Here is a 12,385-nt window from a genome sequence, read left to right on the forward strand (position 1 = left end):
CGGTCGGCGGGGCCATTGTGGCTCTTGACAGCGGATTGGGTCATATGAGCGAGGCGAGCAGGCTAAGCGCGAAGCGCCTGGAGAATTTCAAGGAGGTCATTGGTGGTGCCGATCTTCCATAATTGTTGCAGCGATACCAGTATATCTTTGGCCCATGCTAGCCAGATGTTCTTTCCGCGAACGGCTCGTTAGTTTAGAGACGGCATATGGACGCCTGTCTCGTCCACGTTTCTCGTAAGGGCGATTATAAGGACATGAAGAGACTTTCTCGGAACAATCAATTGGGGATATCAAAGAAATGCTGGACGCCTCCTGATCGCTCAATGCCTTTGAGGTGAAATGCGGCGCATCGGCTACGTTGTTGAGATCATTTATCGAGCGATACGTCATTCCAGCTGAGGCCACCGTCATGAGGCTTCTGTTCCTACACCCCCCCCCGCAATCCCGCGCGCGGCACCCAACAGCTCGTACTCCCTCTCGCTCCACTGGCACAGCTCGGCAGTCTCGACGGCGTCGCGACACAGGTCCAGAAACACCTCAGCTCCCTCGCAGAAGCACTCGCGGGCAAAGTCACCCGAACCGCTTGCGACGCACGTGCCGTCGGCAAACAGCTTCCAGCTAGACAGCTCGCGCGAGTCGTCTCCAAGCAGCTTGATCTGCAGTACGTGCGGGTCGCCGGCGGTGTAGAGCTCTTTCTCGAGCGCCTGCACGGTAAAGCGCATCTGGTGGGGGAGACTGCTCTTGACCATGGCCGAGGCATAGCCGTTCGGCTTGTCCAGAAGATGCATTCGTTTTGGCTTGGCTGCCAGGTTGTGGAAGTTGCGCTCACTGCGCACGGAGAAATTGTCCATACGGACTCCTTTCATCGATATTGGCAGGGCCACCGTGCCTCTTGGCCGGTTGGCGTCGGGATCGTGGAGCCAACTCTCTACCCCGACTCTGGATAAAACGCGCCCGCTCCTTGCGGGCACGATGGGGTCTATCAACGTGTACGGACAGAAATCAAGCGCCATCCGCGAAATGACGCGCGGATGGCGTTGGTTTCCCAAGTGATTATTCGGCTTCCATCCGGAAAAGTGTCGAAATCAGCCGTGTAAAAGTACGGAAAAGTGTCGAGATAGGCACCTTAAAACTTCGGAAAAGTGTGGCTGGATGACAAAACAGCACTTAGAAGTCGGTGCTGGATGCGGGATCCTGTGGTCGCCTTCAGCCCTCGCTACTCGTCGTCCTCGTCGTTGGGGTCGCCCTTGAGGGTGTTGATGTCCAGGTACTGGTTGTCGTCCTCTTTTTGCTGGGTCTCCGACTCCGCTTGGGTGGGGCCGCGGAACAGCTGGAACCCCTCAAACGCAATGACACCGAGCAGGGCAATGATAATGGCGATAAAGGCAACCTTGACTGCCTGCGGAAATTCCGAGAAACGCAGCGCCTTTTCCTCGGCGTAATAATCGGCGAAGCGCTCTTCGCCCGTGCTTTTGGTATACGCCGGCGCGGACGCGGCCTCCGGGTCATATTCCGGTGCAGGCGTGGCGGCGTACGGATCGTTGAGATAATCGCTCGATGCGGTGCCATAATCCTCGGTCTCGATGCGACCGGTGCCAGCATAGCCATCGGAATAACCGGAATATGCCGCACCGCCCTCATAGTCCGCGGCGCTCGTGTTGGCGGCAAAAAGCGGGTTAACTGGAACATCGAGCGCCGGCATGCCGGTAGAGGTCTCATCCAGATCGGTTGCAGCCCAGGAATCGTAGGCAACCTGATGGGCAACGGGCTCATCGAGCCTTGCGACCGGAGGCTTGCGTGCCGCAGGAACAGGCAACTGCTGGGCGCTGTACATAACGGTGCTGTCGGCCGATTTGCCCTGCGTCGCTGCTGCGAGAAATGCCGCCGTCTCGGACGGGTCGCTTGCGGGGCGGGGAGCGGGCGTGGGCGCCGAAGTGGGTGCGGGCGTAGGCGCGGGCGTCGAAACAGGCGACTGCGCAGGAGTCGGCGCAGATACGGGCTCAGGCGCAAGTGCGGGATTGGGGCTTGACGGGCGAGCCCCGCCGCCGCCCATGAGTTCGTCGGCGGTCCACGGGCGATCATCCATCACGTCGTCAAGGCTCAGCGAAAACAGGTCGTCTTCACCCTCATCGAACATGCGGTGCACATGTCCACCAATTGCCGGAATCAATCCGCGACCGGTGCATGATGCCTTGCTCAACGCCATTCTGTCCCATCCTTTCGAAATACTAATGACATCGATTATATGGAACTTCCCAAGCGGCTCGGTCTCGGATTCGTGCTTTCCAGAACTCGCGCCCAAAAAGGGAGGGGCAATCCAGGCGAGTGCCTACTTGTCGCCGGCCGCCGCCTTGGCCTCATTGAGGTAGCTATAGAAGCTGTACTTGGAGATGCCAAAGAACTCGCAGGCGCGCTCACTCGACTTGGAAATGAGGAAGGCACCGCGACGGTCGAGGTAGCCAATGGCACGAATGCGCTCGTCTTTGGTCATGAGCGCCGCGGGCTTGCCCACAAACTGCTCGCACTCGTGCAGCAGGTCCTCGAGCAGGTCGCCGATGTTCTTGGTAATGGGCTCGGGCTCGGTATAGCCCGTGCCGCCGGTGCCGGTAAAAGCGTCGAGCGAGCGCTCAAATGCCTTCATAAGCGTAATGTCAAAGTTGATGCCCAAAATGCCGACGGGCTTGCCCTCGTCGTTGCGGATAAAGATCGTCGACGATTTGAGCAGCTTACCGTCGGTGGTTTTAGTGAGGTACGGCTCGCGGTCGTGTACGTCGGTGGCGCCCTCGTGCATGGACTCAAACACGATATGGCTGGGGCCGTCACCCAGTTTGCGCCCGCTGACGTGGCCGTTTTCGATCACTACGATGGAGTGGTCCACGTCCTCGGTCTCCAGGTCGTGGACGACGACTTCACAGTTGGGGCCAAATTGGAGTGCCAGGCCGTGTGCAAGGCGCTTATAGAACTCAATCTGTGCGGGGGTCATAGGTACCTTCCTAAAAATTAGTTTGGGCTCACTGTGCCATAAACCACACATGACCGCAAACAAATCCATCAACAAGGCAATTCATGACCGTTCGGCGGCGAAAAAGTACCGATTGCGGCAACAAACAATTCGTTAGGTATACCAATCAAAAAGTGTGATAGAACATTACTAACAAACTTTTTGTTTGGCATCCACATAAAAGTTCAGTCGCATGAATGGGAATGGGCTGAAACGCGTATGCGGGGGCCGGCAAGAGAGGACTTAAGGAGTTCACCGTATGGCCGATAAGATCCAGTGGGCGGGCAACACGATGCCCAAGAGCGATGACAAGCACTTGGGAATCATGAGCCTCGACCACGTGAAGAAGGCCCGCGCCTTCCACCAGTCGTTCCCCCAATATACCGTCACTCCGCTTGCCCGCCTGGACGGCCAGGCTGCGCGCCTGGGCCTGTCCAACCTGTGCGTTAAGGACGAGAGCTATCGCTTTGGCCTCAACGCCTTTAAGGTCCTGGGCGGCTCGTTTGCCATGGCCAACTACATTGCCGACGAGACCGGCAAGGACGTTGCCGAGTGCACCTTCGATTACCTGACTTCCGATCAGCTTGCCAAGGACTTTGGCCAGGCTACCTTCTTTACCGCCACCGACGGCAACCATGGCCGCGGCGTGGCATGGGCTGCCAACAAGCTGGGCCAGAAGGCTGTCGTGCACATGCCCAAGGGTTCCACCAAGCCCCGCTTCGATAACATCGCCGCCGAGGGCGCCACGGTGACCATCGAAGAGGTCAACTACGACGAGTGCGTGCGCATGGCGGCCGCCGAGGCCGACGCCTGCGAGCGCGGCGTTATCGTTCAGGACACCGCCTGGGAGGGCTACGAGAAGATCCCGTCTTGGATCATGGAGGGCTACGGCACCATGGCTTCCGAGGCTGCCGAGCAGCTGCGCGAGATGGCCATCAACCGCCCGACGCACGTCTTTGTCCAGGCTGGCGTGGGCTCGCTGGCCGGCGCCGTGGTGGGCTACTTCACCAACCTGTATCCCGATAACCCGCCGACCTTTGTTGTGGTCGAGTGCGCGCCTGCCGCCTGCCTGTACAAGGGTGCTGCCGCCGGCGATGGCGATCCGCGTATCGTGGACGGCGACATGCCTTCCATCATGGCCGGCCTGTGCTGCGGCGAGCCCAACATCCTGGGCTGGGATATCCTGCGCAACCACACCACCGCCTTCGTGTCTTGCCCCGACTGGGTCACCGCTCGCGGCATGCGTACCCTGGGCGCCCCCGAGAAGGGCGACCCGCGCGTCATCTCCGGCGAGTCCGGCGCTGTGACCACCGGCCTGGTCGAGACCCTCATGCTCGATCCCGAGTACGCCGAGCTCAAGGAACTCATCGGCCTGGACAAGACGAGCTCCGTGCTCTGCTTCTCCACGGAAGGTGACACGGACCCGGATCAGTACCGTCGCATCGTCTGGGAGGGCGAGTATCCGACCTGCTAGCAGACTGACCTGTCCGGAGGCAGCCGGAGGACTTTACTCCCTGCTCGGACAGTCCTGCTCGCACGGAGAGCACATTAAGTGCTCTCCGGCTCGTGCGGAACTCGCGACGGAGCAAAGTCCTCCGTCCGCCTCCTACGTTTACTTGCTTGCCGGGTACTCGACCTCACGCTGCTTGGCACAAGTGATCTATCTGAAATATCTACCTGTAGGTAAACCCTTGTAGAAAGGTTGACTGTTATGACTAAGGAACTCGATTTCGAGGCAATTAAAAACGCTGCTGAGTCCCATCGTGCTGATATGACTCGCTTCCTGCGCGCTATGATCTCCCATCCCTCTGAGTCCTGCGAGGAGGGTGAGGTTGTTGCCTGCATCAAGGCCGAGATGGAGAGCCTTGGCTATGACGAGGTCAAGGTCGACGGCCTGGGCAACGTTATGGGCTTTATGGGCGAGGGCGACAAGATCATCGCCATCGACTCTCACATCGACACCGTCGGCATCGGCAACATCGATAACTGGGATGCCGATCCTTATGAGGGCTACGAGACCGATGAGATCATCTATGGCCGCGGCGGCTCCGACCAGGAGGGTGGCATGGCTTCTGCTACCTACGCTGCCAAGATGATGAAGGACATGGGCCTCATCCCCGAGGGCTACAAGATCATGGTCGTCGGCACCGTCCAGGAAGAGGACTGCGACGGCATGTGCTGGCAGTACATCTACAACAAGGACGGCATTAAGCCCGAGTTCGTCATTTCCACCGAGCCCACCGACGGCGGCATCTATCGCGGTCACCGCGGCCGCATGGAGATCCGCGTCGACGTTCACGGCACCTCCTGCCACGGCTCCGCTCCCGACCGCGGCGACAACGCCATCTACAAGATGGCCGACATCATCGCCGACGTTCGCGCTCTCAACAACAACGGCTGCGACGAGTCGACCGACATCAAGGGTCTCGTCAAGATGCTCGACCCCAAGTACAACCCCGAGCACTTCGAGGACGCCCGCTTCCTGGGTCGCGGCACCTGCACCGTCAGCCAGATCTTCTACACCAGCCCCAGCCGCTGCGCTGTCGCTGACTCCTGCGCCATCTCCATCGACCGTCGCATGACCGCTGGTGAGACTTGGGAGTCCTGCCTGGACGAGATCCGTAACCTGCCGGCCGCCAAGAAGTACGGCGACGACGTGAAGGTCTCCATGTACATGTACGACCGTCCGTCCTGGACCGGCGAGGTCTACGAGACCGAGGCTTACTTCCCCACGTGGATCAACAAGGAGACTGCTCCGCACGTCAAGGCCCTCGTCGACGCCCACAAGGCCATGTTCGGTGACGAGCGCATCGGCTGCGAGCCCAGCATGGACAAGCGCACCGGTCGTCCGCTGTGCGACAAGTGGACCTTCTCCACGAACTGCGTCTCCATCCAGGGCCGCTATGGCATCCCCTGCGTCGGCTTTGGTCCGGGTGCCGAGTCTCAGGCTCACGCTCCCAACGAGGTCACCTACAAGGACGACCTGGTCACCGCTGCCGCCATGTATGTGGCTGCCCTGAACCTCTACGATCCGAGCCAGGCCGATGGCGATGCCACCGTGTTCCGCGCCGGTCTGACCAACAACAAGATCGACTAGTCCCATTCCTCGATCTTGTTGAGCCGGGGACAGTTTATGCCCCCGGCACCTCCTGTTGACTTGGGGCCCGCGGTCGTTATCTCCCATGCTTCCTCGACGGTAGCGGGTCCTCGTCATAGCGCTCTGCATGTTCTAGCCACACGCGCATGCCGGAGCGCATCTACTCATTGCGATCGTTTCACCTTTAGAAAGGACATTTACATGGACGCTAAGTTTACCGAGCTCGTCGAGCAGCTGAACGGCCTCGATTTTAAGGGTATGTACGGCAGCGACTTCCTGCACACCTGGGACAAGACCACTGATGAGCTCAAGGCGCTCTACATCGTCGCCGACGCCCTGCGCGAGCTGCGTGAGAACAACGTTTCGTCCAAGATCTTCGACTCGGGCCTGGCCGTCTCGCTGTTCCGCGACAACTCCACCCGTACGCGCTTCTCCTTCTCTAAGGCCGCCAACCTGCTTGGCCTTGAGCTGCAGGACCTGGACGAGAAGAAGTCCCAGATCGCTCACGGCGAGACCGTCCGCGAGACCGCTACCATGATCTCCTTCATGGCCGACGTCATCGGCATCCGCGACGACATGTACATCGGCAAGGGCGACGCCTACATGGCCGAGGTCTCCGAGTCTGTCCAGCAGGCCTACGAGGACGGCGTTCTGGATCACCGTCCCACGCTCATCTCCCTGCAGTCCGATTCCGACCACCCCACGCAGTCCTCTGCCGACATGCTCTACCTCATCAACGAGTTTGGCGGTCTTGAGAACCTCAAGGGCAAGAAGGTTGCCGTCACCTGGGCCTATTCGCCCTCTTACGGCAAGCCGCTGTCCTGCCCGCAGTCGCTGATCAGCCTGCTGCCCCGCTTTGGCATGGACGTCACCCTGGCTCACCCCGAGGGCTACGACCTCATGCCCGAGGTCGTCGAGCGCGCCAAGGGCTATGCCGCCGAGTCCGGCACCACCTTTAAGCAGGTCAACACCATGGCTGAGGCCTTCGAGGGCGCCGACATCGTGATCCCCAAGAGCTGGGCTCCGTTTGCCGCCATGGAGAAGCGCACCAACCTGTACGCCGAGGGCGACGACGCCGGCATCGCTGCGCTCGAGAAGGAGCTGCTCGCTCAGAACGCTACGCATCAGGATTGGTGCTCCACGACCGAGCTCATGGAGAAGACTGCCAACGGCCAGGACACCATCTTTATGCACCCGCTGCCCGCCGACATCTCCGGTGTCTCCTGCGAGCACGGCGAGGTCAACGCCGACGTCTTCGACATGCACCGCGTGGGCATGTACAAGGAGGCCAGCTACAAGCCGTACGCCATCGCAGCCATGATGTTCCTGCAGAAGGTTGCCGATCCCGCCGCTACCCTCAAGGCCCTCGACGAGCGCAACACCGCCCGTTGGCTCCAGGCCTAAAGCCGGGCTGAGAAATGGCTAAGCGTATCGTTGTCGCCCTGGGCGGAAACGCCCTCGGCGCCAACCTTCCCGAGCAGATGGAGGCCGTCAAGACGACTTCCAAGGCTATCGTCGACCTGATCGAGGAGGGCAACGAGGTCGTCGTCGTGCATGGCAACGGTCCCCAGGTGGGCATGATCGCCAACGCGATGGCTGAGCTCACGCGCTCTAATCCTCAGAAGTACGTTCCCTGCCCCTTGTCCGTTTGCGGCGCCATGAGCCAGGGCTACATTGGCTATGACCTGCAAAATGCGCTGCGCGAGGAAATGCTCGACCGCAATATCGACAAGGGTGTCGCCACCGTGCTCACCCAGGTCGAGGTTGCGGCGGACGATCCGGCCTTTGCCGACCCGGTCAAGCCGATCGGTCCGTGGATGAGCGAGGCCGAGGCCAAGGAGCTGGAGGCCGATCGCGGCTATCAGTTCATCCACGACGAGAAGCAGGGCTTCCGTCGCGTGGTTGCCTCGCCCAAGCCCGTGAACATCGTCGAGCTCGACACCATTAAGTCGCTCGTCGAGTCCAACCATGTGGTGATCTCCTGCGGCGGCGGTGGCATTCCCGTCACCAAGGCCCAGGGCAACCACCTTAAGGGCGCTGCCGCCGTCATCGATAAGGACTTTGCGGCCGAGAAGCTCGCCGAACAGCTCGATGCCGATGCCCTGATCATCCTGACGGCCGTGGAGAAGGTTGCCATTGGCTTTGGCACCGACCACGAGCAGTGGCTCGACACGCTGACCGCGGCTGACGTAAAGCGTCTGTCCGAGGCCAACGAGTTCGGTCGCGGCTCCATGCTGCCCAAGGTCCAGGCAGCCTCGACATTTGCCGAGAGCAAGCCGGGCCGCACGGCGCTCATCACGCTGCTCGAGAAGGCGCGCGATGGCCTTGCTGGCAAGACCGGTACCACGTTTACCGGCGACGCTGAGTAGGCATATCTGCACCATTGAGGAGGGTGCCCTGCGTCGCGGGGTGCCCTCCTTTGTGCTATGGAGAGCCAAGGGGCGTTCGCTGGAAAACGAGCGCATGCCTGTTCTGACGGAGTGCGAGCTTGGTATGGTGGGTATAGCAACTATGGTGTCCAAGGTGGCCAGGGGAGGTTTGCGGAGATGAAACTCGGTTGCGTGATTATGGCCTCGGGCGAGGGCAAGCGGTTTGGCTCCAACAAGATGCTCGCCGATATCTATGGCGAGCCGCTGATTGCCCGGACCATCGATTCGGTTCCCCAGGGCTTCGATGTCGTGGTTTCGACGCGTTGGCCCGAGGTCGCCCGGATTTGTGAGGACAAGCATTGCCCGTGCGTGCTGCACGATGGCGAGCTGCGCAGCGAAAGCGTCCGTGCGGGCCTTTCGTGGGGAGTCGAACGCAACTGGAAAGGCTACCTCTTTTTGCCGGGCGACCAGCCGCTCGTGAGTTCGGATTCTTTTGAGGCTATGGTTCGTGCATTTGACGAGTGTGGCCGCAAGCATCCGGTGCGTCTTGCGTGCAACGGTGAGCCTTCGAGCCCGGTGCTCTTTCCGGCGGAACTGTTCGATGCGCTCATGCGTCTTGAGGGCAAGGACGGCGGCGGTTCGATCCTCAAGGAGCGTACCGACGTGGTGCTGGTCGAGGCGCGTGCCTACGAGCTGTGGGATGTCGATACCGCCAAGGGACAGCGACGCATAGCGGAGCATATCGCCGCCTGCTCGTATTTTGATCGCGTGGCCAACTGCATAAATCAATAAGGAGCAATTATGATCATCATCAAAAACGGCGCGCTCGTGACGCCCCAGGGGCTTCGCCGCGCCGATCTTGCCATGGAGGGCGATAAGATCGTGCGGATCGCCGCGGCGATTGAGCCGGCCGAGGGCGATACCGTCGAGGATGCCGCGGGCTGCTGGGTGTTTCCCGGCTTTATCGACGGCCACACACACATGCAGTGCTGGACCGGCATGGATTGGACAGCCGATAGCTTTGAGACCGGCACGCGCGCGGCTGTCTGCGGCGGTACGACGACCATCGTGGACTACGCGACGGCCGATCGTGGCGTGACCATGCCCGATGCCTTGGCCGAGTGGCATCGCCGCGCCGACGGCACCTGCACGGCAAACTACGCCTTTCATATGGCACTCGCCGAGTGGAACGAGCGCAACCGCGCCGACCTTTTGGCCATGCGCGAGGCGGGCGTATCGTCGTTTAAGACCTACTTTGCCTATGACCACCTGCGCCTGGACGATGCCGAGACGCTCGAGGTGCTCGAGGAGCTCAAGCATATTGGCGGCATACTGTGCGTGCATTGCGAGAACGGCACGCTGGTGAATGAGCTGCAGAAGCGCGTGTTTGAGCAAGGTATCCACGGGCCCGAGGGCCACGCGCTCAGCCGTCCGGACGTGTGCGAGGCCGAGGCAGTGAGCCGCCTGCTATATCTGGCGCACCTGGCCGGCGACGTACCGGTCAACGTGGTTCACCTTTCGACCAAGCTGGGGCTCGAGGCCATCCGTGCCGCCAAGGCGCGCGGGCAGAAGAATATCTATGTCGAGACCTGCCCTCAGTATCTGATGCTCGACGATACGTGCTATTTGGAGCAGGGCGAGGACGGCTTTGCGGGCGCCAAATATGTGATGAGCCCGCCGCTGCGCCATGCGGGCGACCGTGCGGCACTGCGCGAGGCGCTTGTGGCCGGCGAGGTCGATACGATCGCGACCGACCACTGCAGCTTTAACCTGCACGGGCAAAAGGACCGCGGGCGCGACGACTTCCGCGCGATTCCCAACGGCGGGCCCGGTGTGGAGCATCGCCCCGTCGCGATCGCTACGAGCTTTGAGGGACAGCTGGGTCCCGAGGATCTGTGCCGCTTGATGAGCGAGAACCCGGCGCGCGTCTTTGGCATGTATCCGCGCAAGGGATGTCTTGCCGAGGGCTCCGATGCCGATGTGTGCGTGTGGGATCCCAAGGCGCGCTGGACGATCAGCGCCGCGACGCAGCATCAGGCCGTGGACTACACGCCGCTCGAGGGCTTTGAGGCGCACGGCCGCGCCAAGGCAGTGTTTGTGAACGGCGTGCTGGCCGCGTGCGACGGCGAGCCCACCGGAGCCCAACCCGGCCGCTACGTCCCCCGCTAGCAGCAAAGATGCCGTGTCCCCTCCTCAGTTGCGGTGAAATACGGACTGTTTGCGGCCGTCGGGCGGCCAAACAGTCCGTATTTCACCGCAACTGAGGAGATGGGGCCGGCTACTTGAGGCTGCTGGCGACGACGGGGTGGTCGAGAGCTGCCTCGAAGCGGTCGGCCATCGTGGGGTCGCTGAGCGTGTCGACTTGGTTGAGCATGACGCGTGCGGTGCTGAGCTTCATCTCTTGCATCTCGGCATTGAGCACCTGGGCGACGCGCTCGGGCGTGGCGATGTCGGTGAGCTCGCAGCCGCAACGCTCGCAAAAGAGCTCGGGGCGGTGGACGGCTTCGTTGATGGGCTTGCTGAGCCCCGAGGCGCCGACGAGCCAGATGACGTTGGCCGTGCCGGCGGGAACGACCGGCTCCCACGGGGCATGCGCCTTGAGCGGGAGCCGCTTGCTGCCGTCCGCCTCGGCCAGGACGTAGTCAAAGCGCTGCGTCAGCTGGTCGAGCGGCTCGGCAGGGGAGGAGAGCTTGCCCGTCTGGGAGTCCAAGACACCTGTCTGGCAGATGCTTCCCCGCACAAGCCCCGCGCAGGCCTCGCAGGTGCAGCCTGGGGCGTGTGGGGCACCTGGCTTCCAAGGCGCGGCGTCCAGGCGACGATTCGACCCGTCCCATGGCACGCCGGCAACGGGAAGCATATGCGTGGTGGTGCAGAGGAGCACGCGGCCGCCAGCGCGCATGAGCTCAAGACCCAGCGTTTTGAGCAACGTCGACTTGCCGCCGCTGCCGATAATCGCGGTAATGCCCGGCTCGATCCTGAGCGCCGAGGCAAGATCGCCGCTAACCGTTTCCATCTGTTCACCGCCGTATAATACTGTGATAATAAATAATCATCAGAGTAGCGGTCGAACCGCTTTTGCTCTGCTCAAACCGTAGCACAGGGAGGTGCCCCGGGAATGCTCGTTTATGTTCGCGGCGCCGGCGATATCGCCACGGGTGTCGCCGCTCGCTTGGTGCGCGCCGGCGTGTCGGTCGTTATGGCCGATATCGCGGTTCCCACGTGCATCCGCCGCACAATCAGTTTTTGCGAGGCTATCCGCCTGGGCGAGGTCCAGGTCGAGGGCATTCGCGCTCGCTTGGCGCAGACGCCGGCAGAGGCGCTCGAGATTACCCAAGCGGGGGATGTTGCCGTCGTGGTGGACCCTCAGGCCAAGATGCTCGATGAGCTTAAACCCGCGGCTGTGGTCGACGCGATTCTGGCCAAGCGCAACCTGGGCACCACGCGCGACATGGCGCCTACCGTCATCGCCGTGGGGCCGGGCTTTACCGCGCCGGTCGATTGCGACGCCGTGGTCGAGACCATGCGCGGGCATTTTTTGGGCCGTGTCATTACCCAGGGCTCGCCCCAGCCCAACACGGGCGTGCCGGGCGTGATCGGCGGATACGGCAAGGAGCGTGTTATCCACAGCCCCGCCGCCGGCGTGTTTCGGTCCGACCGCGCAATCGGCGACATCGTGAGCGCCGGAGACGTGATTGGCTACGCGGACGATACGCCCATGTGCACGCAGATCGATGGATGCCTGCGCGGGCTTTTGGCGAACGGCGTGCAGGTGACTGAGGGCTTTAAATGCGCCGATGTCGATCCGCGCGGCGATGCCAGCTATATCAACTACATTTCGGACAAGGCGACGTCGGTCGGCGGCGGCGTGCTCGAGGCACTCGCTATGCTCACCGATATCTTTAGAGGATAGAAGGCGGC

11 protein-coding genes and 1 riboswitch are annotated in these 12,385 nt (G+C 61.6%); of the genes, 7 read left to right on the forward strand and 4 right to left on the reverse strand.

Annotation, left to right across the window (positions count from 1 at the left end):
• Positions 1 to 407: 407 nt before the first annotated feature.
• The 3 genes from DXC52_RS06350 to DXC52_RS06360 all read right to left on the reverse strand — a co-directional run bounded on the left by DXC52_RS06350 (position 408) and on the right by DXC52_RS06360 (position 2,983).
• On the reverse strand, positions 408 to 851 hold the full coding sequence (locus tag DXC52_RS06350) for a hypothetical protein (RefSeq protein ID WP_117746605.1): 444 nt from the start codon (positions 849 to 851) through the stop codon (positions 408 to 410).
• Positions 852 to 859: 8 nt separating this feature from the next.
• Positions 860 to 950, reverse strand: a riboswitch (SAM riboswitch).
• Between the two features lie 266 nt (positions 951 to 1,216).
• Entirely contained in the window at positions 1,217 to 2,206 is a 990-nt protein-coding gene (locus DXC52_RS10370) for a hypothetical protein (protein ID WP_117746606.1), read from the reverse strand.
• Between the two features lie 123 nt (positions 2,207 to 2,329).
• Positions 2,330 to 2,983 (reverse strand): transcriptional regulator, encoded by a 654-nt coding sequence (locus DXC52_RS06360; protein ID WP_089573552.1) that lies wholly within the window; start codon positions 2,981 to 2,983, stop codon positions 2,330 to 2,332.
• Positions 2,984 to 3,260: 277 nt separating this feature from the next.
• Between DXC52_RS06360 and dpaL the strand changes: the two genes are divergently transcribed.
• The 6 genes from dpaL (at position 3,261) to hydA (ending at position 10,636) form a co-directional block, all read left to right on the forward strand.
• Entirely contained in the window at positions 3,261 to 4,475 is a 1,215-nt protein-coding gene (gene dpaL / locus DXC52_RS06365) for a diaminopropionate ammonia-lyase (RefSeq protein WP_055252227.1), read from the forward strand.
• A 237-nt stretch (positions 4,476 to 4,712) separates the two neighbouring features.
• Complete coding sequence (locus DXC52_RS06370) at positions 4,713 to 6,098, forward strand: YgeY family selenium metabolism-linked hydrolase (RefSeq protein ID WP_117746608.1); 1,386 nt, start codon at positions 4,713 to 4,715, stop codon at positions 6,096 to 6,098.
• Positions 6,099 to 6,299: 201 nt separating this feature from the next.
• The gene (gene ygeW / locus DXC52_RS06375; RefSeq protein WP_055287465.1) at positions 6,300 to 7,502 is read left to right on the forward strand and encodes a knotted carbamoyltransferase YgeW; all 1,203 of its coding nucleotides are present in this window, start codon (positions 6,300 to 6,302) and stop codon (positions 7,500 to 7,502) included.
• A gap of 14 nt (positions 7,503 to 7,516) precedes the next feature.
• Positions 7,517 to 8,467, forward strand: a complete 951-nt coding sequence (arcC, locus tag DXC52_RS06380; protein ID WP_117746609.1) for a carbamate kinase — start codon at positions 7,517 to 7,519, stop codon at positions 8,465 to 8,467.
• Positions 8,468 to 8,644: 177 nt separating this feature from the next.
• Complete coding sequence (locus DXC52_RS06385; protein WP_158554604.1) at positions 8,645 to 9,259, forward strand: nucleotidyltransferase family protein; 615 nt, start codon at positions 8,645 to 8,647, stop codon at positions 9,257 to 9,259.
• 9 nt (positions 9,260 to 9,268) lie between these two features.
• Complete coding sequence (gene hydA / locus DXC52_RS06390; RefSeq protein ID WP_117746611.1) at positions 9,269 to 10,636, forward strand: dihydropyrimidinase; 1,368 nt, start codon at positions 9,269 to 9,271, stop codon at positions 10,634 to 10,636.
• Positions 10,637 to 10,745: 109 nt separating this feature from the next.
• On the opposite strand, the gene yqeC is transcribed toward hydA, so the two are convergent.
• Positions 10,746 to 11,480: a selenium cofactor biosynthesis protein YqeC gene (gene yqeC, locus DXC52_RS06395; protein WP_117746612.1), complete on the reverse strand. Its 735-nt coding sequence runs from the start codon at positions 11,478 to 11,480 to the stop codon at positions 10,746 to 10,748.
• Between the two features lie 102 nt (positions 11,481 to 11,582).
• Here yqeC and yqeB point away from each other — a divergent pair, with 102 nt between their 5' ends.
• Positions 11,583 to 12,377 (forward strand): selenium-dependent molybdenum cofactor biosynthesis protein YqeB, encoded by a 795-nt coding sequence (gene yqeB, locus DXC52_RS06400; RefSeq protein WP_117746613.1) that lies wholly within the window; start codon positions 11,583 to 11,585, stop codon positions 12,375 to 12,377.
• Positions 12,378 to 12,385 lie beyond the last annotated feature (8 nt).

Origin of the sequence: Collinsella sp. TF05-9AC (assembly GCF_003438495.1) — a bacterium.
In the GTDB taxonomy this organism is placed as follows: domain Bacteria; phylum Actinomycetota; class Coriobacteriia; order Coriobacteriales; family Coriobacteriaceae; genus Collinsella.